Origin of the sequence: Vibrio sp. 1S139, from assembly GCF_041439475.1 — a bacterium.
Taxonomy (GTDB): domain Bacteria; phylum Pseudomonadota; class Gammaproteobacteria; order Enterobacterales; family Vibrionaceae; genus Vibrio; species Vibrio crassostreae_C.
Genome location: NZ_JBGOOD010000027.1, coordinates 39,507 through 65,721 on the forward strand (window position 1 = coordinate 39,507; position 26,215 = coordinate 65,721).

28 protein-coding genes are annotated in these 26,215 nt (G+C 43.4%); 14 read left to right on the forward strand and 14 right to left on the reverse strand.

The window, feature by feature from the left end; all coding sequences use genetic code 11:
* Positions 1-123 precede the first annotated feature (123 nt).
* Positions 124-768 (reverse strand): adenylate kinase, encoded by a 645-nt coding sequence (gene adk, locus ACED46_RS11100; RefSeq protein WP_017062200.1) that lies wholly within the window; start codon positions 766-768, stop codon positions 124-126.
* Between the two features lie 388 nt (positions 769-1,156).
* Positions 1,157-3,061 (reverse strand): molecular chaperone HtpG, encoded by a 1,905-nt coding sequence (htpG, locus tag ACED46_RS11105; RefSeq protein WP_017062201.1) that lies wholly within the window; start codon positions 3,059-3,061, stop codon positions 1,157-1,159.
* Positions 3,062-3,332: 271 nt separating this feature from the next.
* Here htpG and ACED46_RS11110 point away from each other — a divergent pair, with 271 nt between their 5' ends.
* The 3 genes from ACED46_RS11110 to ACED46_RS11120 all read left to right on the forward strand — a co-directional run bounded on the left by ACED46_RS11110 (position 3,333) and on the right by ACED46_RS11120 (position 5,217).
* Positions 3,333-4,244, forward strand: a complete 912-nt coding sequence (locus tag ACED46_RS11110) for a transcriptional regulator (protein ID WP_017063403.1) — start codon at positions 3,333-3,335, stop codon at positions 4,242-4,244.
* 1 nt (position 4,245) lies between these two features.
* The gene (locus ACED46_RS11115) at positions 4,246-4,761 is read left to right on the forward strand and encodes a regulatory protein ToxS (protein WP_050653752.1); all 516 of its coding nucleotides are present in this window, start codon (positions 4,246-4,248) and stop codon (positions 4,759-4,761) included.
* Positions 4,762-4,896: 135 nt separating this feature from the next.
* A complete protein-coding gene (locus ACED46_RS11120) occupies positions 4,897-5,217 on the forward strand; it encodes a SelT/SelW/SelH family protein (protein WP_017062204.1) in 321 nt (106 codons plus the stop codon).
* 25 nt (positions 5,218-5,242) lie between these two features.
* Here ACED46_RS11120 and yfcE read toward each other — a convergent pair whose 3' ends face one another.
* From yfcE to ACED46_RS11145, 5 genes are read right to left on the reverse strand one after another with little or no spacing between them, the layout of a single operon-like run.
* Complete coding sequence (yfcE, locus tag ACED46_RS11125; RefSeq protein ID WP_017066004.1) at positions 5,243-5,788, reverse strand: phosphodiesterase; 546 nt, start codon at positions 5,786-5,788, stop codon at positions 5,243-5,245.
* Between the two features lie 47 nt (positions 5,789-5,835).
* The gene (locus tag ACED46_RS11130; protein ID WP_017062206.1) at positions 5,836-6,243 is read right to left on the reverse strand and encodes a CBS domain-containing protein; all 408 of its coding nucleotides are present in this window, start codon (positions 6,241-6,243) and stop codon (positions 5,836-5,838) included.
* The gene (locus tag ACED46_RS11135) at positions 6,240-6,590 is read right to left on the reverse strand and encodes a P-II family nitrogen regulator (protein WP_017062207.1); all 351 of its coding nucleotides are present in this window, start codon (positions 6,588-6,590) and stop codon (positions 6,240-6,242) included. Before ACED46_RS11135 ends, ACED46_RS11130 begins: the two co-directional genes overlap by 4 nt.
* Positions 6,580-7,374: a DUF1538 domain-containing protein gene (locus tag ACED46_RS11140; RefSeq protein WP_017066002.1), complete on the reverse strand. Its 795-nt coding sequence runs from the start codon at positions 7,372-7,374 to the stop codon at positions 6,580-6,582. The genes ACED46_RS11135 and ACED46_RS11140 overlap by 11 nt, the downstream gene beginning before the upstream one ends.
* Positions 7,371-8,105 (reverse strand): DUF1538 domain-containing protein, encoded by a 735-nt coding sequence (locus tag ACED46_RS11145; RefSeq protein WP_017072437.1) that lies wholly within the window; start codon positions 8,103-8,105, stop codon positions 7,371-7,373. The genes ACED46_RS11140 and ACED46_RS11145 overlap by 4 nt, the downstream gene beginning before the upstream one ends.
* A gap of 289 nt (positions 8,106-8,394) precedes the next feature.
* Here ACED46_RS11145 and ACED46_RS11150 point away from each other — a divergent pair, with 289 nt between their 5' ends.
* The 6 genes from ACED46_RS11150 to ACED46_RS11175 all read left to right on the forward strand — a co-directional run bounded on the left by ACED46_RS11150 (position 8,395) and on the right by ACED46_RS11175 (position 13,512).
* Positions 8,395-9,309, forward strand: coding sequence for a TIGR01777 family oxidoreductase (locus ACED46_RS11150; protein WP_017063397.1), 915 nt, complete (start codon positions 8,395-8,397; stop codon positions 9,307-9,309).
* Between the two features lie 43 nt (positions 9,310-9,352).
* Positions 9,353-10,180, forward strand: coding sequence for an SDR family oxidoreductase (locus ACED46_RS11155; RefSeq protein WP_371721448.1), 828 nt, complete (start codon positions 9,353-9,355; stop codon positions 10,178-10,180).
* A 398-nt stretch (positions 10,181-10,578) separates the two neighbouring features.
* Positions 10,579-11,433 carry a co-chaperone YbbN gene (locus ACED46_RS11160; RefSeq protein WP_017061924.1) on the forward strand — a complete coding sequence of 285 codons (855 nt, stop codon included), beginning with the start codon at positions 10,579-10,581 and terminating at the stop codon, positions 11,431-11,433.
* A gap of 197 nt (positions 11,434-11,630) precedes the next feature.
* Complete coding sequence (locus ACED46_RS11165) at positions 11,631-12,560, forward strand: SPFH domain-containing protein (protein ID WP_017063395.1); 930 nt, start codon at positions 11,631-11,633, stop codon at positions 12,558-12,560.
* 3 nt (positions 12,561-12,563) lie between these two features.
* Positions 12,564-13,013: an NfeD family protein gene (locus ACED46_RS11170; RefSeq protein WP_017061926.1), complete on the forward strand. Its 450-nt coding sequence runs from the start codon at positions 12,564-12,566 to the stop codon at positions 13,011-13,013.
* Positions 13,014-13,332: 319 nt separating this feature from the next.
* A complete protein-coding gene (locus ACED46_RS11175; RefSeq protein WP_017061927.1) occupies positions 13,333-13,512 on the forward strand; it encodes a hypothetical protein in 180 nt (59 codons plus the stop codon).
* Positions 13,513-13,588: 76 nt separating this feature from the next.
* Here the strand turns inward: ACED46_RS11175 and cueR are convergent, their stop codons facing one another.
* The 6 genes from cueR to zipA form a co-directional block, all read right to left on the reverse strand.
* On the reverse strand, positions 13,589-13,981 hold the full coding sequence (gene cueR / locus ACED46_RS11180; RefSeq protein ID WP_017061928.1) for a Cu(I)-responsive transcriptional regulator: 393 nt from the start codon (positions 13,979-13,981) through the stop codon (positions 13,589-13,591).
* A gap of 93 nt (positions 13,982-14,074) precedes the next feature.
* On the reverse strand, positions 14,075-14,881 hold the full coding sequence (locus ACED46_RS11185) for a DUF2057 domain-containing protein (RefSeq protein WP_371721449.1): 807 nt from the start codon (positions 14,879-14,881) through the stop codon (positions 14,075-14,077).
* A gap of 98 nt (positions 14,882-14,979) precedes the next feature.
* Complete coding sequence (locus ACED46_RS11190) at positions 14,980-16,125, reverse strand: porin (RefSeq protein WP_136973710.1); 1,146 nt, start codon at positions 16,123-16,125, stop codon at positions 14,980-14,982.
* The gene (locus tag ACED46_RS11195) at positions 16,106-16,261 is read right to left on the reverse strand and encodes a hypothetical protein (RefSeq protein ID WP_004734257.1); all 156 of its coding nucleotides are present in this window, start codon (positions 16,259-16,261) and stop codon (positions 16,106-16,108) included. Before ACED46_RS11195 ends, ACED46_RS11190 begins: the two co-directional genes overlap by 20 nt.
* 389 nt (positions 16,262-16,650) lie before the next feature.
* Positions 16,651-18,663 carry an NAD-dependent DNA ligase LigA gene (gene ligA, locus ACED46_RS11200; protein WP_371721450.1) on the reverse strand — a complete coding sequence of 671 codons (2,013 nt, stop codon included), beginning with the start codon at positions 18,661-18,663 and terminating at the stop codon, positions 16,651-16,653.
* Between the two features lie 92 nt (positions 18,664-18,755).
* On the reverse strand, positions 18,756-19,799 hold the full coding sequence (gene zipA, locus ACED46_RS11205) for a cell division protein ZipA (RefSeq protein WP_017061932.1): 1,044 nt from the start codon (positions 19,797-19,799) through the stop codon (positions 18,756-18,758).
* A gap of 229 nt (positions 19,800-20,028) precedes the next feature.
* Between zipA and cysZ the strand changes: the two genes are divergently transcribed.
* From cysZ to crr, 5 genes are all read left to right on the forward strand, one after another.
* Positions 20,029-20,787, forward strand: coding sequence for a sulfate transporter CysZ (gene cysZ / locus ACED46_RS11210; protein WP_029235129.1), 759 nt, complete (start codon positions 20,029-20,031; stop codon positions 20,785-20,787).
* Between the two features lie 237 nt (positions 20,788-21,024).
* Positions 21,025-21,993, forward strand: a complete 969-nt coding sequence (cysK, locus tag ACED46_RS11215; RefSeq protein WP_017061934.1) for a cysteine synthase A — start codon at positions 21,025-21,027, stop codon at positions 21,991-21,993.
* Between the two features lie 302 nt (positions 21,994-22,295).
* The gene (locus ACED46_RS11220) at positions 22,296-22,553 is read left to right on the forward strand and encodes an HPr family phosphocarrier protein (RefSeq protein ID WP_004734263.1); all 258 of its coding nucleotides are present in this window, start codon (positions 22,296-22,298) and stop codon (positions 22,551-22,553) included.
* A 136-nt stretch (positions 22,554-22,689) separates the two neighbouring features.
* Positions 22,690-24,414, forward strand: coding sequence for a phosphoenolpyruvate-protein phosphotransferase PtsI (gene ptsI / locus ACED46_RS11225; RefSeq protein WP_371721451.1), 1,725 nt, complete (start codon positions 22,690-22,692; stop codon positions 24,412-24,414).
* A gap of 106 nt (positions 24,415-24,520) precedes the next feature.
* Complete coding sequence (gene crr, locus ACED46_RS11230) at positions 24,521-25,030, forward strand: PTS glucose transporter subunit IIA (RefSeq protein WP_004737851.1); 510 nt, start codon at positions 24,521-24,523, stop codon at positions 25,028-25,030.
* Between the two features lie 538 nt (positions 25,031-25,568).
* Here the strand turns inward: crr and ACED46_RS11235 are convergent.
* The coding region (locus ACED46_RS11235) for a flagellin (protein WP_371721452.1) at positions 25,569-26,215 on the reverse strand (647 nt) is incomplete at its 5' end.

Below are 26,215 nucleotides of genomic sequence, written 5' to 3' on the forward strand. Positions count from 1 at the left end.
AACCGTTCTGAATCATGTGCAATCAAATTATCTAGATTGGTATCGTACTAAAAATTGAAACAAAAAAAGCGACCCTTAAGGTCGCTTCCAATATATCAAATTCTAAAACTGGCTGTTAGCCAATTATGCTAGTGCTTTCTCAAGTTCTGCACTAACTTCAGCAACTTGCTTAGTACCATCAAACTTAAGGTACTGAGTGTTGCCTGCTTCAGCTTCTTTACCGTAGTAAGAGATTAGCGGAGCTGTTTGATCGTGGTATACACCTAGACGTGCACGAACTGTTTCTTCTTTGTCGTCATCACGTACCACTAGGTCTTCACCCGTTACGTCATCTTTACCTTCTTCTTTAGGCGGATTGTACACAGTGTGGTATGTACGACCAGAAGGAAGGTGAGCACGACGACCAGCCATACGCTCAACAATCACATCGTCAGCTACGTCAAATTCAACAACGTAATCAACAGCGATGCCCATTTCTTTTAGGCCATCAGCTTGTGGGATTGTGCGTGGGAAACCGTCTAGTAGGAAACCTTTCTCACAGTCATCTTGAGCGATACGCTCTTTGATAAGACCAAGGATAATTTCATCAGAAACTAGCTGACCAGCGTCGATTACTGATTTTGCTTGCTTACCAAGCTCAGTACCCGCTTTGATAGCAGCACGTAGCATGTCACCAGTTGAAATTTGAGGGATACCAAATTTGTTCATGATGAAGTTAGCTTGAGTACCTTTACCCGCGCCAGGAGCACCTAGAAGAATGATGCGCATGTTTAATCCTCTTATAAAATTATGATTTATACCGAAGCTCACTATCCCTCCATTCTTGCTCATTTTTAGGATGAACAGAAAGCGTTAAGTAACCATTGAGGCTAAGCAAAACTGTGAACAGAAGCAAAACGGTAAGTTTCGGTATAACGTTTAAAAATCATACAACTGGAGATAGTCGCTTCTTAGCCCCAGCTGATTAGGTCGAGCATTCTATCACATTAATATTCAATTTGGCTGAATTTACGACTAAAGAATGCATCGACAACATTTGTTGTGACGATAACGGTGACGTTGACCACGTTAGGTCAATTTTCAACGACGTTCATAAAAAAAGCCCGCATTTGCGAGCTTTTTATTGTAATTGTTGGCTTAACCTAAAGTCGAAAGACTAACGCTTTGTTAGTAGCTCGTTGATTGCACCCAAGAATTGTGACGGATCTTCCATTGAGCCCTTTTCAGCCAGCATCGCTTGACCAAGTAGCAACTCAACCCAACGACCAAACGCTTGCTCGTCTGCTTCGTCAGCCATCTGTTTAACCAGTGCGTGCTCAGGGTTAATCTCGAAGATGTACTTCACTTCCGGTGCCGCTTGACCCGCAGCTTCAAGAAGCTTCGCCATTTGCGTGCCCATTTCGAAGTCGTCAGTCACAACAACCGCAGGTGTTGTTGCTAGCTTGAAGGTCGTACGAACTTCTTTAACACGACCACCTAGGTAAGATTGAGTGCGCTCTACAACAGATTTGAACTCTTCTTCTGTCTCTTTTTGCTTCTCTTTCTCTTCTTCACCTTCAAACTTGCTTAGGTCTAAGCCTGCTTTAGTGATCGATTGGAACTGTTTACCGTCGAAGTCAGTCAGGTAGTTCATTACGTACTCATCAATACGATCGTACATTAGAACCACTTCAATACCTTTAGCTTTGAACTGCTCCAAGTGTGGGCTGTTCTTAGCGGCAGCGTAGCTATCTGCTGTCAGGTAGTAAATCTTATCTTGGCCTTCTTTCATGCGCTCAACGTAAGATTCTAGGCTGATGGTTTGTTCAGCAGAATCCACTTCCGTTGACGAGAAACGAAGTAGACCAGCGATCTTCTCTTTGTTCGCCATATCTTCAGCCGGGCCTTCTTTCAATACTAGGCCGAACTCTTTCCAAAACTCTAGGTACTTATCATTGTCATTCTTCGCCATGCGCTCAAGCATAGTCAGTACACGCTTGGTACATGCGCCACGAAGAGACTGAGTTACCTTGTTGTCTTGCAGGATTTCACGAGACACGTTCAATGGCAGATCGTTTGAGTCAATCAAGCCACGAACGAAACGCATGTAAGATGGCATGAACTGCTCTGCGTCATCCATGATGAATACACGCTGCACGTAAAGTTTCAAGCCACTCTTGTGGTCACGGTTCATCATGTCCCAAGGTGCTTTCGCTGGGATGTAAAGCAGGCTTGTGTAATCGTTCTTACCTTCAACCTTGTTGTGGCTCCAGGTTAGTGGATCAGCAAAGTCGTGAGATACGTGTTTGTAAAACTCTTGGTACTCTTCTTTCTCGATATCAGACTTGTTACGAGTCCAAAGTGCTTGCGCCTTGTTGATCTGTTCCCAATGTTTCTCTTCGGTGTCTTTACCTTCGTCATCTTTCACTGCTGTGAAGATAGAAACAGGAATGCCGATGTGGTCAGAATATTTACCAATCACTTCACGCAGACGCCACTCATTTAAGAACTCTTTACCGTCTTCACGCATGTGCAGAACGATGTCAGTACCACGAGACTCTTTAGTGATGTCTTCGATTGTGTAATCGCCTTCACCTGCAGAGTGCCACTGAACAGCTTCATTGTTCGGCAGGCCAGCTGCACGTGTGCGAACCGTTACCGCGTCTGCGACGATGAATGCAGAATAGAAACCCACACCAAATTGACCAATCAGTTGAGAGTCTTTGCTTTGGTCTTCAGACAGCTTTGAGAAAAAATCTGCAGTGCCTGACTTAGCAATCGTACCTAAATGTTCAATAACGTTGTCGCGGCTCATACCGATACCGTTATCAGAAATGGTTAACGTGTTTGCTTCCGCGTTGAAAGAAAGTTTTACACCTAGATCTGCATCACCTTGGTAAAGGTCACCGTTCGATAGAGCTTGAAAACGAAGCTTATCAGCCGCGTCAGATGCGTTAGAGATCAGCTCACGTAGAAAGATTTCTTTATTTGAATACAGTGAGTGAATCATTAGATGAAGTAGTTGTTTTACTTCAGATTGAAAGCCACGAGTCTCTTTATTTTGCGTTGCCGTTTCGCTCATTTTTACTCCAAAACATCTATACTTTATGTTGAATAATCATAGGGGCGTAACACTTGATGCCACTCTTCTGTTCATTAACATGAGGATGACAAATGTAAATTCAAGGTCAAAAATCATAAAAACACTGTTTTTTTTATCTGTTTTTATTATCCTTGAGCCTGATAAATATAAAAGAACATAAAATAAGCCATGATTTGGTGAAGAATTAACGGAACTTCACCTGAGATTTGTCTATTTCGCCCCCCAAAACAATCCAAAATAGAAGAATTCAATGAGTAATATCGGCACAAAGTTTATTCTCGCACAACGGTTCGTATTCGACCCAAACAGCAATTCACTTGTCGATCAAATGAGCGACGGTGAAGTCGTACGTCTTGGTAGCAATGAAAGCCGCATTCTCTTGATGCTGTCAGAAAGGCCTAATGAAGTTATCACTCGTAATGAATTGCATGAGTATGTTTGGCGAGACCAAGGCTTTGAGGTGGATGACTCAAGCTTAACGCAAGCCGTATCGACTCTGAGAAAGATGCTCAAAGACTCGACTAAATCTCCTGAATTCGTAAAGACAGTACCGAAGCGCGGTTACCAATTTATTGCGACCGTTGAGCGCTCTGCGCCACTGTCATCAAATGATCAGCCAGTAGCCGCTGAAATTGCAGAAAATGACGTTGAACCTATCCTAACGTTTGCAACGCCTGCAGCGACTGAACAAGCAATCACTGACACATTTGAACCTGAGCCAATTACAAAAGTTCAACAAACTAAAGTGGCAGTAGAACCAGCAACCGCTCCTGTTGTAGCTCCGGCTAAAAGCACCAATAAATGGTTAACATTTTGGTTACTGCTTGCCGCTTTCATCATGCCGATTCTCGTTTTAACGTTTACTACCCCGGTGGAGTCCGAGTTCACGGTTTTGACTGAAGTGGATGGTGTAAAGGTTCAATCACCGGTTAACCACCCAGACCTCAGCAGTTGGCTGCCAGCAATAGAAAAGTGTGTATTAAGTTACAACACGAGTCACACTGGTGTGTTAAAGCCGGCTGAAGTGATCGCTACAGGAGGACAAACCAATAACCTTGCCCTCAATTACATTCACCCGCAAGATTACTCGAGCGAAAATGTAACCCTAAGAATTTACGCAAACCAGTCGGATGTAAACGACATTTGTAACGGTGGTAAGTAACATGAAATTAAAAGTATCGATTATCTTACTGGTTCTATCGGCATTTTTGAGCGGTTGGTTATATTGGAGCAGCGATGCAAAAGTAGAGCGCTTACTCACTCAGCATGAATGGCAGTCGAGAATGGTGACGCTGATTAGCGATAACAAGCAAGCTGACTCAATCGGCCCACTTCGTAGAGTTGAACTATCATCGAATGCGAAATACCTACCAAATGGTACATATTTAAGAATGTCAGTGGTTAGACTTTACGGTAATCAAACTGAGCCTGCGAATGTCATCAACATCTCTGAAACGGGTCAGTGGGATATTAACGATAACTACTTACTGGTTTCGCCAACGGAGTTTAAAGATGTGACCTCGGCTCAGCGCCAAGACTTTTCAGAAGAACAGCTAGAGCTGATCACTCAAGTCATTAAGATGGACGCAGAGCAAAGCCGCCGCATAGATATTGTTAACCCGAAGGCACTGCTACTGACTAGCTTAAATCATGGTTCTACCGTATTGTTTTCAAACTAAGATTGGATCGCTATTTACTGTTTATGAATAGCTGAATACCATGAAACGGTAAACCAATAGAAAAAAGGGGCATGAAGCCCCTTTTTTGTTAGCCGTTGGTATCAAATTACGGATGTAGCATTTTAAGGATTAACCATGAAAACGGAACAACCTAATCTGGCGCCAGCGAAAGAGACAGCAACAAAAGCCACAATCGCGATACACTATTGCCGTCAATGCAATTGGATGCTTCGCTCTAGTTGGTTATGCCAAGAGCTACTGCATACCTTCAGCGAAGAAATTGAACAAGTGAGCTTACACCCAGACACAGGAGGCAGGTTCGAAATCTTTTGTAATGGTGTGCAGATTTGGGAAAGAAAAGCAGATGACGGTTTTCCAGAGGCGAAAGTTCTGAAGCAAAGAGTACGAAACATCATTGCTCCAGACAGAGATCTCGGCCACGTGGACTCAAAATAAGCCCTTTTACGGCCGATCCAATGATTTAAAGCTGACCACTCACGAGAACATCACCTTCAAGGCTAATGACTTTGAAGGTATTGTTTTCATAGATGCCATAGCTCGCCGCGTGTCCCTCTCGTGGGAATGTCACCGAGCTAGGGTTAAAGATAAAGATGTCATCTTGGTATTCGGCGACAGGAATATGGGTATGACCGTGTGCAATGATATCGCCCGCCTTCAACGCTGGGCGTTTATTGGTGTTGTACAAATGGCCATGCGTTAGGAAGATACGCTGGCCTGATTCTAATAGCACCCACGAGTAATCCATCATCATTGGAAAAGACAACAACATCTGATCCACTTCGCTATCGCAGTTACCACGAACGGCAATGATCTCTTGAGAAAACGCATTCAACTTATCTGCAACCGCCGGCGGGTTGTATCCTTCTGGAATCAGATTTCTTGGTCCATGATTCAGAATGTCACCCAATAGAACTAAATATTGCGCACCAGACGCTTGGTAGAGTTCTAATACCTTTTCTGTTGCTGGCAGCGAACCGTGTAGGTCTGAAGCAAAAAATAATTTCACACGTACTTCTCCATAAAATTTATGAGCCTATTGTACGTATCTAAATGCTACACGTCATCTCTCGCCATACCATTGATCACGATATTATTGTAACTAACCATACCGACTATCTTGTTATCACGAACTACTGGCGCACGACTGATACCAAAGCGTTCAAACAAGCGAGCGCAATACTTTACGTTCATCTCAGCAGACACGCTTAGCGCTGGCTTGGTCATGATCTCATAAACATTGGTTCGCTTTGGAGATCGGTTTTTAGCCAGTACTTTCTTGGCAATGTCATTCATCAATACGATACCGTATTCGTCATCTTCGTGGCGTTTATCGACAATGATTGCCTTCACTTTGTGCTTTTTAGCCATCTCTATCGCTTCTAACACCGTGGTTAGCCCATCGATAATCACATACGTATTGGCCATGACATCGCCTACTCGGATCTTTTCACTGGTACTCATAGCTCATCCTCCACAACCTTTGTTAACGTCTCGACTTGATGCGCAACCCCGACTGCGTCTTCGATATCGATCTGCACCGCTATACCTTGTCCTGACTCCTGGTCAAACTCGCCGACTTCGCCAATAGTTTCAAGAATATGCCTAGCTAAGTGTTCCTCAACCACAAACAGCAACACATCTTTTTGCACCTCTAACGTTAAGCCGAAGAAGGTGGTTTTTTGGTTTAAGCCTTGCCCTCTGGCGTTATTAATCACCGTTGCTCCAGTCGCGCCCGCATCACGCGCGGCATCGAGCACAGTGTCGGTCTTGCTCTCTTCTACAAACGCTAGGATAAGTTTAAAGCGCATCTTTGCTCTCCTTAGAGGTATGTAAACGGTTTAACCATTGTGTTATTTGGGCATAGCCCATCACTGAAATGATGGGAAATAAGCTGGCAAAGGCGATCAATCCAAAGCCATCAATGACAGGATTTCTTCCTGGTACGGTTGAAGCAAGTCCAAGCCCGAGCGCCGTCACTAAAGGGACTGTCACCGTTGATGTAGTGACGCCACCCGAATCGTAGGCTAATGGGATAATGAGTTTTGGGGCGTAAAAGGTTTGAATGACCACGACGACATAACCAAAAATGATGTAGTAATGGATCGGGTCACCCGCAACGATACGGTAGCTGCCCAGAGAGATACCGATAGCAACGCCCAATGCCACGGCGATCCTCAGCCCATTGACGCTGATACTGCCACCGGAAACTTGGTTCGCCTTAATCGCTACAGCTATCAAAGAAGGCTCGGCTATCGTGGTGCTGAAACCAATACAAAACGCAAACAGGTAAACCCAGTAATAATCAAACCAAACCAAAGCAAGACCAGAACTGATCTTAAACTCAGTCAAAAAGCTTGGCTCGGTGAGTTGCATTGCCATCGTCTCCCCTAGAGGGAATAACGCGAGCTCCAATCCCATCAAAAAGAGTGATAAGCCAAGAATGACGTAGAAGAAACCGATCAGCACTTTGGCTAGGTTATTGACTGGCTTTCGTAATACCGCCAACTGAAAACCGAAGATGATGATCGCAATCGGGATCACATCCATCACAGTGCCGAGAAAGGTGTCGATAAATTGTTGAACACTGATCATGTCACCACCATCCCGTACACCATGACAAACATCATCGGCAGCAACGAAGCAAACGCGATCAACCCAAAACCATCTATCATCGGATTACGCCCTTTAATTGCCGAGGCTAAACCCACCCCTAACGCAGTTACTAATGGGACGGTGATCGTCGATGTCGTTACTCCACCAGAGTCATACGCAATTCCAATGATGTTTTCCGGAGCAAATGCAGTGAGCACGACCACTCCAATATATCCACCGATGATCATGTACTGGATTGGCCAACCTTTTAAGATTCTCAGCACACCGAGTAAAATAGCGATACCGACTGACAGTGCCACAGTAAAGCGCAGGCCATTGGCATACTGCTCCATTTCATCTAACGTATTGGGGATTACACCTCCCTCAGCTGCCACTTCTGCGGCTTCGGCAGCGACTGCGGTTAACGCTGGCTCGGCTATGGTGGTACCAAAACCCAAACAAAAAGCGAAGATCAATAACCAGAACACACTCCCCTTTCTGGCAAATGCTTGAGCCATCGATTCGCCAATTGGAAACAACCCCATTTCAAGGCCAAAGATAAAGAAAGTGAGTCCAAAAACGACGAGCACTAAGCCAGTCAGAATAGATAAAAGATGAGGAAGTGGCTCTTGTAAGACAGCAAGCTGGAAGAAAGCGATTACCGCCACGATTGGCAATAGATCCCTCAGGCTACCTAACATGGATCGAAACAAAGCAAGCACCGCCGTCATCGCAATTCCTTGTCGCTGATTATGAATTAATAATAATCATGGCAAATCCTTATCATTGCTTATGTGACAAATATTACGCAGTTGGTAACATATCCGAGTAAAGTGCATAAGTGTGATGACGGTACACATCCTGACTTGATGAATTTAATTTCACTCCTTTGTAAATTGAAAAAGGCGTAATTTGGGCATCACACGATTGAAACCTTATGATCGTTATAGTGATTTTTTCGTATTGATTGGCGACTAAAAACAAGCCATGTCTATAATTATGTTTAATAGGGAGATTGGTATGAAGATATTGTTAACGGGTGGTACTGGATTTATTGGCTCTGAATTGGTCAAGAGTTGGAACACTGACGACGTGACATTGCTGACGCGGAGTCCTGAAAATGCGAAGCAAAACCTAAATCACCTCAACCAGAACAACCTTCATTACATTCAATCCCTTGATGAGCTCAGTGATCTCAATGACTTTGATGTGGTGGTCAACCTCGCGGGTGAGCCGATTGCCGATAAGCGTTGGAGTACAGAACAAAAAGAGAGGATCTGTAACAGCCGCTGGCACATCACTGAAAAGCTGGTCGAATTAATTCATGCCAGTAGCAACCCGCCACACGCTTTTATTAGCGGTTCAGCCGTGGGTTACTATGGCGATCAACAGCAGCACCCGTTTGACGAGTCACTGCAAGTAGAAGATGAAAGCTTTCCTCATAAAGTCTGTGCCCACTGGGAAGAGATAGCCAAGAGAGCACAATCAGAAAGCACACGCGTGATACTACTGCGAACAGGGGTTGTACTTGGCGAGAATGGCGGCGCACTCAAGAAGATGCTATTGCCTTATAAACTCGGCGTCGGTGGTCCACTAGGTTCAGGTGACCAGTACATGCCATGGATTCACATTCTCGATATGGTGAGAGCCATCAATCACTTGTTGTCTATCCCTCACGCTCAAGGGGAATTCAATATGTGTGCTCCTCACCCTGTGACCAACAAACTGTTCAGCAGCACGTTAGCGAAACAATTAGGCCGACCGCATTTCTTATTCACGCCGAAATGGGCGATGTCGATTCTCATGGGGGAATCATCTTGTTTGCTATTTGACAGCATTCGCTCCAAGCCGAAGAAACTCACTGAGATGGGATTCATCTTTAGTTACTCAAGAATCGAGCCAGCACTAAAAAACTTGTTACAACATCAAGACTAATTCTTTACCCTAGAGCGATAGAGACTCTAATAAAGGATTAAGTGTGAACAAGTCGATTCTGATTACCGGTTGCTCAACAGGTATTGGCTATACATGTGCTCATGCACTTCAAAAGCGTGGTTTTCATGTCATTGCATCTTGTCGTGATCCACAAGATGTTCAACGCCTTCAAGATGAAGGCCTCACCTGTATTCAATTAGATCTTTCCAACCAAGAAAGTATTGAGCATGGCGCCAAGCTTGCTATTGATCTCGCACCTAATGGATTGTATGGATTATTCAATAACGGTGCTTACGGTCAAACAGGGGCACTAGAAGACTTACCGACCCAAGGACTCAGAGAACAATTCGAAACCAACTTCTTTGGTTGGCATCATCTCGTCTGTCAGATCCTTCCGCACATGCGCGAGCGTGGCGAAGGTCGAATCGTACAAAACAGTTCCGTATTAGGTTTTGCAGCCATGAAGTATCGTGGTGCTTATAATGCTTCTAAATTCGCGATTGAGGGTTGGACAGATACCTTACGATTAGAACTGCATGGCAGCGGTGTACAGATCTCATTACTGCAACCCGGCCCTATCGAAACCCAGTTTAGAGCCAACGCCCTGAAAGCGTTCAATAAATGGATCAACATTTCTGGCAGTGTCCACCAAGAAGCTTACCAACAGCAAAAAGACCGACTTGAAAAAGAGTCGTCGAACAACGCTTTTGTCCTGCCTGCTGCAAGCTGCATTGAACCCGTTTTTCATGCGCTGACTGCCGATAAACCTAAGTTAAGGTACCGAGTTACGACACCAACCAAGGTATTCGCTGTGTTAAAAAGACTCCTACCAAGCCGCTTGCTAGACCCTATTTTAAAAAAAGCAGCATAAATGAGTAACTTTGAATGCACAGTCGCAAACTTTAATGTAACGATGTAATTTATTCGTAACAATAAGATGTCATGATTTAGGCTATCTCATCAATTATTCCCAATTGATGAAGCTACTTCTGGATATTTCATGACTTTAAACCGCCTTAATTGGGTAGGTGTGAGTTTGGCTATTACGTTGTTTATTCTGTTTTGAGTATCTCACGCAACGCCTCACTGACTACCTCGATGATAACGCTATGCCTTCCATGTTGAGATAACAATTATATCAACATCGAAGCATAGCGTTTTTCTATTTTTGGTTCTTTTTATCCGAGATAACCGAGTTAGATCTTGAAGTTACCGACTAATCCCCCCATATTTGCAACGTATCCACAAAACAAACCTCAAGGAACGTAAATGCAATCTCCGCATATTGTTGAACTTAATGAGCAGAACTTTCGTCAAGTATTAGAAGGTTCGATGCAGACCCCTGTACTCATCCATTTTTGGGCACCAATGAGCCAAGAGAGCGCCCAAGTCATTCCTGAACTGCAAACTTTAACTCAGCAATACAACGGTGCCTTCACCTTAGCCCTGCTCAATTGCGAACAAGAGCAAGCTATTGCTAGCCAGTTTGGTGTTCAAGCACTGCCCACTATTGCACTGTTTGTTAATGGTCAGCCAGTCGATGGGCTCGGTGGCCCTCAAAGCATAGAAGCTATTGTCGATATGCTCAGCAAACACCTTCCTAGCCAAGATGAACTTGCTTTGCGTCAGGCTCTTGAGCAAATGCAAGCTGGCGAGCACACACAGGCACTAGCAGCAATGCAGCAACTTCCAGCAGAGCTGACGAATAAAGGTGAAGTAAAACTGGCGATCGCAGAGTGTTTGTTAGAAACGCAACAATTTGACCTTGCTGAAACTCAGCTAGCAACTATCCCTCTTGAGTACCAAGACAACTACTACAAAGGCTTAGTTGCAAAGCTTGAACTTCATAAACAAGCAGCAGACAGCCCTGAAATACAAGCATTAGAAGCAGCTCTTCAGCAAAATCCGAGCGACGCTAAAACAGCATCTGAATTAGCATTGCAATATCACCAAGTGAACCGCAGTGAAGAAGCTATGGATCTATTATGGTCTTTCCTAGCCAAAGATCTTAATGCTCTCGATGGTGACATGAAGAAAGAGTTCATGGACATCTTGAGTGCGCTTGGACAAGGTAACCCAGTTGCCAGTAAGTACCGTCGACAACTGTACTCTCTGCTTTACTAGTTAAACCTAAAAAGCCGTAGATTAAACATCGAAAATTGACAATTCAATCAATTAGTTTATCGCATAATAGAATGTAAAATGGGCCATAAAATCAATGATTTATGGCCCATTTCTCGTTTATAAATTTGCTCAGAATTTAAATATGAGCCAGTATCAATACTGAACTATCAAAAACTCAAACTTGCAAAGGATTTTGTATGCCTATTGATACCTTGATTACTATCGGCGTCTTTACTGCCGTCGCACTGTTATTTATCTTCGCTGGCGTAAAAACCGTTCCACAAGGCAACAACTGGACCGTTGAACGCTTCGGGCGATACACACACACCCTTAAACCGGGTCTTAACTTAATCATTCCATTTATTGATAAAGTTGGACAGCGCATCAGCATGATGGAGCGTGTTCTCGACATCCCAGCACAAGAAGTCATCTCCAAAGATAATGCAAATGTGGTTATCGATGCGGTTTGTTTTGTTCAAGTTATCGACGCGCCTAAGGCAGCTTATGAAGTGAATGACCTTGAACATGCGATCCGTAACTTAACCCTCACCAATATCCGTACTGTGCTTGGCTCGATGGAACTGGATGAGATGCTGAGTCAGCGTGACATGATCAATACCAAGCTACTGAACATCGTTGATGAAGCGACAAACCCTTGGGGCGTAAAAGTCACCCGTATCGAAATTAAAGACGTACAGCCACCAGCAGACCTTACTGCTGCGATGAATGCCCAGATGAAAGCCGAGCGTAATAAACGTGCTGATATCTTAGAAGCAGAAGGTGTACGACAAGCTGAGATCTTGAAAGCAGAAGGCCACAAGCAATCAGAGATCCTGAAAGCAGAAGGTGAGAAGCAAGCGGCAATATTGCAAGCAGAAGCCCGTGAGCGTGCCGCAGAAGCAGAAGCTAAAGCGACAGAAATGGTATCAACGGCAATTGCTCAAGGTGACATGCAAGCGGTCAATTACTTCATTGCACAAGGTTACACCGACGCATTGAAATCTATAGGCCAAGCTGAAAACGGCAAGATCATCATGCTACCACTCGAAGCAACTGGCCTTATGGGTTCTGTAGCGGGTATCGCGGAGATGTTTGCACATAAGAATGACAAAGGTAGTAAGGACTAACTTATGGTCGAATTACTAGAACAAGTAAACCACTGGCATTGGTTAGCGTTTGGTCTAGCATTGTTAGCGCTTGAGCTAATTGGAACCGCTGGTTACTTTTTATGGATAGGCATATCTGCCATGCTGGTCGGTGCCCTATTAGGAGCATTACCAATTGGTTGGCAGATGCAATGGCTGTCCTTTGCTAGCTTCTCTCTTATTACCACTTGGTTGTGGTGGAGAAGACAACTCTCGAATGACAAGCAATCGGATGCAGGGCGAGAGTTAAACCAAAGAGAAAAGCAATTGGTAGGTCAAACCGTTATTTTAAGTGAAGACGTAAAGAAAGGTAGCTGTCGAATTAAGTTCGGTGACTCTTCTTGGTCAGCAAAGGCCAGTCAAGATATTCCATCTGGAACCGAAATTAAGATTGTCGCTTTAGACGGAATCGTTCTAATAATAGAACCTTTATAAACAAGAGCTATATGAAGCCTGCATTTTCAATAAATGCAGGCTTTTTCTATTTTTGAACCTTAATAATATTCGAATTATCATTGCGATAGATTGAATTGAAAAAAAAATAAGTTCTTATTTCGTAAAGCTAAAAAGTTTGATTGAGCTAAAAAGGTATAAGAAAGCCAGATTTCTTACCCAATATATATATGAATAGTTAACCTTACTCTCGCTTATTTATAATTATTAAAAATGTTAAGTCCGTCCAATTTTTGAAATTTTCTTTTCCTTGTCCATACTTTCAATTATCTCAATTAGAGATAAACCTAATGGAGTTTGTATGAGACATTTTTTAATAATTCTAACGGCTATTTTCAGCTTGTCATTTGGAAGCGCTCTAGCGAGCAGTCAGTCTCCTGGTAACGGAAACATGGGGCCTATCGTTAAGTGTTCAGATGGTAACGCAGTCACTCATGTACCACTGTTGATCTGTAAACATTACGGCGGAAAGGTGCTGTGATAGGTGCTGTGATAGGTGATTAAAGTCAGGCTAGTAATGAAATTGCTGCCTGACAATTATTTAGAACTGGAATAACCTAACTGCGGCCAGATAGATTATTCAAGATAGGACATTCCGTTGAAGTATCTCCAGGGCAGTCATGTACCCAAGATTGTAGCTGCACCTTCATCTTGTTTAACTCCGCAAGCTTCAACTCTATTTCATCTAACTTCTGAGTAGCCTTCTTCTTTACTTCGTAGCTTTGTCTGTTGGGATTCATTGCCAACTCAACCAGTGACTTACACTCATCGAGAGTGAAACCAACCATTTTAGCTCTCAAAACGAACTCTAACTGTTCGATATGAATCTCGCCATATTGCCTGTAACCATTTTCTGATCGGTGCGGTGGGCTCATCATGCCTTTACTTTCGTAAAAACGAATGGATTTCGCTGTTGTACCAACACGCTTCGCTACTTCACCAATATTCACAATCTTACCTGTAAGCCTAAAATGAAAAACCGCAGTACTGCTGTTATACAATACTGCGGTTGAAAAACATAGCTAGAGACTTACGTTAGAAGCCTACTCTTGCTCTAACAGCCAAATCATAGTTTGAGATTTTTCTTCACTGTCTAGCTTATTGAACCAGTATGAAACCATTTCGATCTCTTTTGAGCCTTCTAGTAATGCTGGGTTAGCGTTCTTACGGTTCTTGAATGCCCAATCTGTTACTGCAGATTGCTCTTCTTTGGTTGCTTCACCATACCAGTAATTCACCATCTCTTGTGCTTGTGATGCTTTTGGCTCTTCAGCAACTACTGCTGCTACTGGAACAGCCGCGACTGGAGCAACCGCGATAGCTGTATGATTATTTGCACCGTTATAAATTGTGTCGATATACGCCTTTGGTACGATAAAAGTCGTGCTCATGACTGAGTTTTGGCCTTCAAGCGTAAATTCTAAATTCTTTTGTCTTGCTTGCTGAATATCAGCGTCACTTAATGGAAACTTAATATATTGAGTCTTAGTACAGTGCTCGCTGCAGCTTTCTCTTGGTACTTGTCTATCTTCTAATTCTATCGTTTTACCAAAAAAACTAACCGTTTCGTACTCTTTGTAACTTTGGAAGTAACTCACGTCCATAGTAATTGAAGATTCTGGGGCAGTATTTGGTGTTACTTCTTTATTGTATGTAAAGTAAAGCGACGACTTGAGAATGTCTGCGCCTACATTTGCTCTATTTTCTGCTACGTAAGATTGACCGGTTACTTTAATGTAACCACCTCTGGGCTGTACATCCGCAACTGAATCTGCAAAATTGCTTTGTGAATCAAGTGAACTACAAGCTCCCAAAAATAATGATAATACAACTACACTAACTTTATTCATTATGACTAATTCCTTATGTTCACTATGGAAAAACGCTGGCAAAAAGATTTACCAACGTTTTGATTTTAATTTAACTGTTTTAAGCAGATAACTTTAACTTAGAAACCGTACTCAAGACCAATGCGAGTTACGATATCTGATGAAACCTCACCGCGGTCATTGTCAGTAAAGCTACGGCTTGCTACACGTAGATAAGGTACAAAGCCATTATCCACGTACATAAGTTGACCAGAGATAGTATCACTCTTATCTGTTGCGCTCGCTTTTAGAGAAGAATTTGAAGCAGTTGTTCCAGATAACTCTGCATCATCATTCGCTGCGTAGCCTAGTTTAAAGCCCCATGGACCATTCCAGTATTGGCCAATAATAGAGTATGAGTCTTGAGTATATTTGCGAGAACCGTTATCAATTTCTTCGCCTTTGTATGCTGCTGCAATACCAAAGCCTGCTGGTAGGCTTGCTTCAAAGCCTACAATATAAGCGAATGTATCGTCTTTATAACCATCTACTGCAGCTGTACAATCAGGTGTACCTGGTGCATCAGGGTCAAATACACAAGACTTTGCTGTATCTCCAACAACACGAGTACCAGACTCAACACCACCCATAAATGTTACTTTTTCAAAGCTGTACTTAGCGCTCGCGCCAAAGAATTCTGAATCACGAGTCGCCGCGCCACCACCATTGTCGTTATCATCACGACCAACAGAAGCTGCAAAAGAGAAACCACCGAATTTTGGCGAATCGTAACGAACTTGGTTAGATTGACGATCGTAATGACCGTTGATACCGCCCCAATCGAATACAGAACCTAGACCAGGGTTAGAGAATGGCCAATCGACGATTTCGTATAATGGCGTAAGAACACGACCCACACGTAGATTACCCCAAGAGCCAGAAGCGCCAACGAAAGTATCACGGAAACCAAGCACACCACCTGAAACGCCGCCATGACCCCAGTCTGTGCTATCTACGTAGCCAGATTCAATCTGCATTGTAATTAATACGTCATCAAACATATCTTTATGAGCACGGAAGCCGATACGAGATTCATTCTCTACAGCGTAGCCACTGCTCGCATCATCTTGATCTGTTGTGTTGTAGTTAACTAGAGAGATAGCTGCAACACCGTATACGTCAACGTTGAAATCAGAGTTGATACCAACTTCTTTCGCCATTACGCCTGTCGATAAAAGTGCAACCGTTGCACCTAGTAGAGTACGTTTAAAAAATTTGTTTTCCATGGAATAAAACTCCTAAAAATGGATATAGCTGTTTGAATATTCCCCGCCTAAAGTTGGCCGCCGTAGAGAGAAATACCTTTTCTTGTTTGAGAACCCTAAACTCTGAATTCTCTATTTCCTTTCTGGTTATACACATCATGTGCATCCATGGCATTAAGACTAACTTCGCCCTCAAAAAGATCAATGAGAACTTAATTTTCATCTAAAAAAATATGAGTTGGTGCAAATTTAATAGGTACTTAGTGATCCAGATCGATAAATAGAAAAATCCTCACCAAAACAAAATCAATACCAATAAATTCAACAACTTGAGGCAATTATCACTTTGTAAAAATAGATATGACTCGCAATTATGATACAACTAGAATGGTATTTCATTAATGTTGAGCGGCATCACTGTCCCTTTTTGAGAGTTCGTATAGGTACAAAATTCTCAACAATTAAAAAGGCATCTAATTTGCAGCAGACACAAAAAAAGCACTCCCTTTAAAGGAGTGCTTTTGAGCTTTCTTTACCTTGGTTTACTTACGAAATAAGTGCAATTAGATCTTCTTCTGTTCTTATTTCGATACCTAAATCTTGTGCTTTAGTTAATTTAGAACCCGCAGCTTCACCGGCAAACAAGATGTCCGTTTTCTTCGATACGCTACCCGTCACTTTCGCACCTAATGCTTGTAACGCAGCTTTAGCTTCACTTCGACCTAATTGCGACAATGAGCCTGTTAACACAACGACTTTACCTTCTAATGGTAGCTCTTGGTCATCCGCAACAGCTTCGATTGCAGGCCAGTTAACACCAAGCTCTAGCAACTGCTCGACTACAGCTCTGTTTTTCTCCTGCGAGAAGAAGCTCGTGAGGTGACTTGCTACGATGTCACCAATATCTGACACTTCAACTAACTGTTCATGGGTTGCTGCTTGAACCAACTCCAACGTCTTGAAGTGTTGAGCTAAGTTCATAGCCGTCGCTTCACCGACTTCACGAATACCGAGTGAATAGAGGAAACGTGCTAACGTTGTGTCTTTGGCTTTATTCAGCGCACTCACCACATTTTGCGCCGATTTAGGCCCCATACGATCAAGAACTGTAATTACGCCCGCGCTAAGCTTGAACAAGTCAGCGGGCGTTTCTACCATTTCACGGTCCACAAGCTGCTCTATCACTTTTACGCCAAGGCCATCGACATCCAACGCCTTTCTCGACACAAAGTGCTTAAGCGCTTCTTTACGCTGTGCCTGACACACTAGACCGCCAGTACAACGCGCTACAGCTTCCCCCTCGACACGCTCAACCGTAGAGCTACATACAGGGCAAGCATCAGGGAAAACAATGTCTCTAGCCGTTTCAGGGCGACGATCTAGTACAACAGCCACAATTTGCGGAATAACATCACCTGCACGGCGAATAATAACGCTGTCGCCTACCTTCACGCCTAAACGCGCAATCTCATCGGCATTGTGTAAAGTGGCATTGCTGACTGTCACGCCACCAACGAAGATAGGTTCAAGTTTAGCAACCGGCGTAATAGCACCAGTACGGCCCACCTGAAATTCAACGTCATTGAGCAGTGTAATCTCTTCTTGAGCTGGAAACTTATAAGCAATTGCCCAACGTGGCGCTCGTGCAACAAAGCCAAGTACTTCTTGAGCCGCGATATCGTCGACTTTGATAACAACGCCATCAATCTCATAAGCCAGAGCATCACGACGAGTCATAATATCTTGGTAATAGGCTTTCACGTCTTCGAGAGAGCTCAGTTGCTTAGTCTCGGGGCACATAGGTAAGCCCCAACCTTTAAGCTGTAAAAAGCGTTGGTAGTGACTATTTGATAGCTCAGCGCCTTGTACAACACCGACACTGTATGCGTAGAAAGCTAGCGGACGTTTCGCAGTAATACGAGAATCAAGCTGACGCAGGCTACCTGCAGCGGCATTACGTGGGTTAACAAATACTTTCTCGCCTTTCTTCAACGCCATCTCATTCAACTTATCGAAACCCGCTTTTGGCATAAACACTTCGCCACGAACTTCAATACGCTGCGGCCAGCCTTCACCTTGTAACTTAAGTGGGATAGAGCTGATCGTACGCACGTTTTCAGTGATGTTTTCACCCGTCGCACCGTCACCACGTGTCGCAGCCTGAACTAAAATACCATTCACATAGAGTAGGCTAACTGCAAGGCCATCAAGCTTAGGTTCACAACAGAAAGTCTTGAGGTTAGCGGTTGGCGCTCTATCAGACATTCGCTTATTGAACGCATCCAAATCTTCATCAGAGAAAGCATTGTCCAGAGAAAGCATTGGGATCTCATGAGTCACTTGAGTGAAACCATCGAGAGGCTGACCACCAACACGTTGGCTCGGAGAATCTACCGTCACTAGTTCCGGGTTCTCTTCTTCGATCTTTAGCAATTGCTGCATTAATCGATCGTACTCGACATCAGGGATCTCAGGGCTATCTTCTACGTAATAACGAACGGCGTGATAATGCAGAGTTTCTCTTAACTGCTCTAAGGTAACTTGAATCGATTCTTTCATATCATTCTCTATCGTGATTGAAATATCAAAAAGGGCTCCCTTAGGAGCCCTTTTCTATAAATATAGATTATTTACAAGGCTAAACAATACGGCTAGGCATTCGATGCCGTCATAAAGTCTCTGATTTGCTTGCGGTAGTCAGATAAACGGTTTGGTGTCATTAAGTTGCGTGACTCATCCAACACGTTTCCGCCCATATCGTCAGCAATTTTCTGCGCCGCACTCAGCATCACATTGAAGTTTTGATCAGCTTGACCATAACAAGGCAACGTCATAAAGAACGAAATACCTTTAGTCGTGAAGTCAGCAGGATCATCATGTTCTAGCGTTCCTGGCTGCATCATGTTTGCAACGCTGAAAATAACCTTTGGTGCATCTGTAGATTGTGCAAAGCAGTGGTAAATAGACATCTCACCATAAGTTAAACCGTTGTTCTCCATGCTGCGGAAAAGTTCAGTCCCAACGAATGGGATCTCTCCAGCACAGTGAACATTAAGAACGATCACTTCTAAACCAAGTTCTTCATCTGGTTTTGCTTCTTCAACAGTCGCACTTTGCGGAGTCACGACTTCTTTCGCAACAACCGGCTCTCTTTGAGTAAGCGTTTCGTTTGGAACGACTGGCTCATCAACTGTTTCAGAAGGCTCTTCAAACGAACCGTACTGCACTTTAAAGCCGGCATGGTTTTCTTTTTGCTCGTCAGTCAACTCAAAGCTTGGAACTTCAGGCTCAACGTCCTTCTCTTCCTCAATCACTTCAGGTTCACTTTCAACCTTAATTGGGTCTTCTACGCTGAAAGAAGGAAGATCATTTAATTCGATATCATCTTCGTAAGCTTCTTTCGCTTGTGGCGCTGTTAGCGGATCTGAGTCGATCAGCGGATCAGTATCAGAGGGTGAAACAGCAAAATCCGGCTCTTTACGTTCTTTTCGGATTATCTCAAAATCATCTTCTGGGGCGAATGAACGGTTTGGAATAGTTTCTGCTTCATCTAAGCTGTCGTTATCAAGCTTACCGAGCGGCTTATCTCCAAACTTTGCTTTCCCTTCTTTTTTACTCGTCCATAGACCATGGAACAATAATGCGGCGATAGCTAATGCGCCAACAATAATGAGTACAAATCGCAATTCCTGCATTTTTCGCTCTCAGCTTTCTTAGTCAACTAGCTATAAACACGCTGTCACTAAGTTGGGTTAATTTGGCTAATCTCACTACTCTATCAAAAGTAGCCACTGTTTTAGAACAACTTAATACAATTAGTTCCTTACATGGTGTGATTTTCACCACGCTTTTTTTCTTAATTTCGGTCGAGTACACTAGACATGTTTGCTATTTAACCAAATTCACATGTGACCTAATTTAAATATGACTATTGAATCTGTTCCCCGCTCCGGCTTTGGCTATTTTATTTTCGGAATAAAAATCGCTTTATCACCGAGCATTCGTAAGTTTGTACTAATGCCACTTATCGCGAACGTGTTACTCGTTGGTGGTGCCTTGTTTTATATCTTCTCCAACCTAAACACTTGGATTGAAGGTTGGATTGGTGCATTGCCAAGTTTCTTGTCGTGGTTGTCATACATTTTATGGCCATTACTTGTGTTAACCGTCTTGGCCACATTCTCGTATTTCTTTAGCACGCTCGCTAACTTCATTGCCGCACCGTTCAACGGTTTACTCGCGGAAAAAGTTGAAGAGTTGTTGAGCGGTAAAAAAGTTAATGACGATGGTTTACTTGATGTCCTCAAAGATACCCCACGTATATTAGCGAGAGAATGGCGCAAGCTTGTCTACATTCTGCCAAAAGCGATCGGTTTATTCCTACTTTTGTTAATTCCAGCACTAGGGCAAACCGTTGCTCCGTTTTTATGGTTCATTTTCACAGCATGGATGTTAGCGATTCAATACGCCGACTACCCGTTCGATAACCATAAAATCAAATTTGATGACATGAGAAACAATTTGAAACAAAAACAAGGCAAGAGCTACAGCTTTGGCGCGCTTGTTTCTGTGTTCACCACAATTCCAATTCTAAACCTGATCGTAATGCCCGTTGCCGTTTGCGGCGCGACGGCAATGTGGGTTGCTGAGTTTAAAGACCAAGCTCTGCGTTCTCGTCTATAATTCTCGTCTATTACCCCGCCTATACTTCCTAGTTTCGCCTATCTTTTTGAAGTTCTGATTTCAATAAAGATAGGCGTGAATTCTGCTACATATCTATATGATATAACTTTTTAATCCTTTTACCTTTTTTTCAACTTGTTTAATCTAAATTCAAGCTGAATAAACATCGAAAGACACTAGACGGTAAAGTGATTGATATACTACGTTTAGTTCTGTCATTAAATGAAGGAATATCGCATGAGCAAGATCTACGAAGACAACACCCTAACGATTGGTAACACACCTCTAGTCCGCCTTAACAAAGTAAGCAAAGGTAACGTCCTAGCTAAGATCGAAGCTCGTAACCCAAGCTTCAGTGTTAAGTGCCGTATCGGTTCTAATATGATCTGGGAAGCAGAAAAAGCAGGTACGCTTAAGCCAGGTATCGAGCTTGTTGAACCTACCAGTGGTAACACAGGTGTTGCACTTGCATTCGTAGCAGCAGCACGCGGTTACAAACTAACGCTAACTATGCCTGAATCAATGAGCCTAGAACGTCGTAAGCTGCTTAAAGCGCTTGGCGCAAACCTTGTGCTAACTGAAGCACCAAAAGGCATGAACGGCGCGATTGCTAAAGCAGAAGAGATTGTTGCTTCAGACCCAGACAAGTACCTACTACTTCAACAGTTCAACAACCCTGCTAACCCACAGATTCACGAGCAAACGACTGGTCCTGAAATTTGGGAAGCAACAGACGGCGAAATCGACGTGTTTGTAGCGGGTGTTGGTACGGGCGGTACTATCACTGGTACGAGTCGTTACATTAAAGGTGAAAAAGGCAAAGCGATTACTTCAGTCGCGGTTGAGCCGGCTGAGTCTCCAGTGATTGCACAGGCACTTGCAGGTGAAGAAATCAAACCAGCTCCACACAAAATTCAAGGTATCGGTGCAGGTTTCATCCCTGGAAACCTAGATTTAGAGATTATTGACCGTGTTGAATCGGTAACTTCTGAAGAAGCGATTGAGATGGCTCAACGCCTAATGAAAGAAGAAGGTATTCTTGCAGGCATCTCATCTGGCGCGGCAGTTGTAGCAGCAAACAGAATCGCCGAACTACCTGAATTTGCAGGAAAAACTATCGTTACTGTACTACCAAGCTCTGGTGAGCGTTACCTAAGCACAGCCCTATTTGCTGGCATCTTTACGGAAAAAGAGAACCAACAATAATATGTGGTCAAATCAATTTTTCGTCCAAAAAAGCCCCGTTTAGGGGCTTTTTTGTTGATCCCTGCCCCACCTTTGGTAATATCAGGTCTGTTTTATTTTTCGCTTCAAAATAAAAGAAGCAATAAACAAATTCTGAAAGTCATGAGTACTCAGCAAAAGACGACCATGGCTGGATAAAAATTTATAACCAGTCTAAGTTCTAACACGAACATGGCGTACTAGCCTCTAGCGCATTTGGGCTAAAGCAGTTAAGCTAATCTGGTTACAAACTTACAAAAAATAAATTAATTGGGGTATATAAAATGTACGAGAAGCAAGTAGAAATCACAGCAGAAAACGGTCTTCACACTCGTCCAGCTGCACAGTTCGTTAAAGAAGCAAAATCTTTCGACGCTGACATCACAGTGACTTCTAACGGCAAAAGCGCTAGCGCGAAAAGCCTGTTCAAACTACAAACTTTAGGCCTAGTAAAAGGTACTAACGTTACTATTTCAGCTGAAGGTCCTCAAGCTCAGCAAGCAGTAGACCACCTAGTTGCTCTTATGGATCAACTACACTAATACGGTCTCCTTCTTTCAAAGCCATTTTGCATAGCAAAGTGGCTTTGTTCGAAATAGATAGGAATAAGCGCGACATTAGTCGACGACTTAAAGTCACACACTCTCCCGTTTACAGTTGAACAACTAAGGTAAGGCTATGATTTCAGGCATCCTAGCATCTCCCGGTATTGCTTTCGGTAAAGCACTACTACTTCAAGAAGATGAAATTGTCCTAAACACTCAATCTATCTCTGACGACCAAGTTGAAGCAGAAGTACAGCGTTTCTTTGACGCTCGTAACAAATCTTCTCAACAGCTTGAAGTTGTTAAGCAAAAAGCACTTGAAACTTTTGGCGAAGAAAAAGAAGCAATCTTTGAAGGCCACATCATGCTGCTTGAAGATGAAGAGCTAGAAGAAGAGATTTTAGCACTCATCAAGAAAGAAAAAATGCACGCAGACAACGCGATCCACACTGTGATCGAAGAGCAAGCTTGTGCGCTTGAATCTCTTGATGATGAGTACCTAAAAGAACGTGCAACTGATATCCGCGATATCGGTACTCGTTTCGTTAAAAATGCTCTAGGCATCAACATTGTGTCTCTATCAGACATCAGTGAAGAAGTTATCCTAGTAGCTTACGACCTAACGCCATCTGAAACTGCACAAATCAACCTAGACTACGTTCTTGGTTTCGCTTGTGACATCGGCGGTCGTACATCTCATACTTCAATCATGGCACGTTCTCTTGAGCTTCCAGCTATCGTTGGTACTAACGATATCACTAAGCAAGTTAAGAACGGCGACATGCTTGTGCTAGACGCGATGAACAACAAAATCATCATCAACCCTTCTGAAGCTGAATTAGCAGAAGCTAAGAAAATCAAAGCAGATTTTGAAGCAGAAGCGGCTGAACTAGCAAAACTAAAAGATTTGCATGCTGAAACTCTAGACGGTCACCGTGTAGAAGTTTACGGCAACATCGGTACAGTAAAAGACTGTGACGGTATCCTGCGTAACGGCGGTGAAGGCGTTGGTCTGTACCGTACTGAATTCCTATTTATGGACCGTGACGCGCTTCCTACTGAAGAAGAGCAATACGTTGCTTACAAAGAAGTAGCAGAAGCAATGGAAGGCGAGTCAGTGATTATCCGTACTATGGATATCGGTGGCGACAAAGACCTACCATACATGGACCTTCCACAAGAGATGAACCCTTTCCTAGGCTGGCGTGCAGTACGTATCAGCTTGGATCGTCGTGAAATCCTACGTGACCAACTACGTGGCATCCTACGTGCGTCTGCACACGGTAAACTACGTATCATGTTCCCAATGATCATTTCTGTTGAAGAGATCCGTGAACTGAAAAAAGCAATCGAAGAGTACAAAGTTGAACTTCGCGCTGAAGGCCTAGCTTTCGATGAAGAAATCGAAATCGGCGTAATGGTTGAGACTCCAGCAGCTGCTGCAATCGCACACCACCTAGCGAAAGAAGTATCTTTCTTCTCTATCGGTACTAACGACCTAACGCAATACACTCTTGCGGTAGACCGTGGTAACGAAATGATTTCTCACCTATACAACCCACTATCTCCTGCTGTTCTTACAGTAATCAAGCAAGTGATCGACGCATCACACGCTGAAGGTAAGTGGACTGGTATGTGTGGTGAGCTTGCTGGTGATGAGCGTGCAACGCTACTTCTTCTAGGTATGGGTCTAGATGAGTTCTCTATGAGCGGTATCTCTATCCCTAAAGTTAAGAAAGTAATCCGTAACTCTAACTTCGCTGAAGTTAAAGCTATGGCTGACGAAGCACTATCTCTACCAACAGCTGCTGAAATTGAAGCTTGCGTAGAAAAGTTCATCGCTGAGAAAACTCAGTAATCGCCAATCGCTTAATAACGTTAGACGGCTAAAAATAGTCGTCTAATTTGTTAGATTGGTATAGTATATTCTACAGAATAAAACTAAACGTTAGGAGCATGACACAATGGGTCTGTTTGACAAACTGAAAAAGCTTGTATCTGATGACAGCGCTGATGCTGGTGCAATCGAAATCATCGCACCTCTTTCTGGTGAAATCGTAAACATCGAAGATGTGCCAGATGTAGTTTTCGCTGAAAAAATCGTTGGTGACGGCATCGCGATCAAACCAGCTGGCGACAAAATGGTAGCTCCAGTTAACGGTACTATCGGTAAGATCTTCGAAACTAACCACGCATTCTCTATCGAGTCTGACGACGGTGTTGAGCTTTTCGTTCACTTCGGTATCGATACTGTTGAACTTAAAGGCGAAGGCTTCACTCGTGTAGCTGAAGAAGGTCAATCTGTTAAAGCTGGTGACACTATCATCACTTTCGACCTAGCGCTTCTAGAAGAGAAAGCGAAATCTACGCTTACTCCAGTTGTTATCTCTAACATGGACGAAATCAAAGAGCTGAACAAGCTTTCTGGTTCTGTAACTGTTGGTGAAACTCCAGTTCTTAAAGTAACTAAGTAATCTCGATTACTTATCTGCTTTAATTAAAACGCTACCTAAGGGTGGCGTTTTTTGTGCCTGCTATATAGTTCTAATGCCAGATTACCAGCCGCTTTGGCCTTATACCTAACAACTACAAATCCCCTTCTTCTTTAGGCCTCTCACGAACAGAGATCCCAGATATCTCGCTCGGCTCGATTCTGGGATGACGACGGAGCTCGCTCTTCTTACAAATAGCTACTCGGTTGTGGAATGACGATTAGCTCCTCTGTTCTAACTGAGCCATTACTTGCTCACACAAATCGTACTCATTTTACAAAGCAATAAGATCATTATCGTCCAATCCCCGTCATTCCCTACAGTGAGGAACGAACGTGATAGGGAATCTCGCTTTTGTTCCTGCCTACCAACATTGCACTTTCCCAAATGCACTTTCGCCAAATTGCGGGTAATAAAAAACCCAGCCGAAGCTGGGTCTGTTTAGCGCTCATCTCTCACCACGAGCTAATTTGTGGACGCCTTGCGTCAAAACAATTGGTCGACGTGGCTTTTTAATCGATTAGCCTAGTAGGCTAAGTGCCGAGTTCGGTGCTTGTTTCGCTTGAGCAAGAATCGAGCTTGAAGCTTGAGAAAGGATCTGAGACTTAGTGATCTGAGTCGTTTCTTTCGCGAAATCGGTATCTTTAATACGGCTCTTAGATGCGTTAACGTTCTCGTTAATGTTGTCTAAGTTGCTGATAGCGTGGTCGAAACGGTTTTGGAAAGCACCTAGCTCAGCACGATGGCTATCTACATACTTAAGTGCCGCATCGATGACTGCTACAGACTCTTGTGCGCCGCCAACAGATGTTACGTCGATAGTATCAACCGTTACGTCTTTAGCTTCTTGGATGCCTAGCTCACCAGCAAGACCGCCAGAGAAAGACACATCACCGCTCACTTTGTTGTTACCTGTGAACATTTGTAGCTTGCCGTCTTCAGTTACAGACGCTTTAACAGAATCTTGTTGACCGTTGATGTAAGTCGCTAGCTCTTCGATATCGTCACCTGATTTTGCGCTGATGTCGATTTCTTGTGCTTGACCGAAGTTATCAGTGAACGACAGCTTTAGGTCGTTTGAACCCGCTTGTACGTTCCAGTCTTTGTCTTTAGCGTTCTCAGTTTGGTAGCTCTTACCACCCATCTGAGCGTTATCAGAGCGCATGT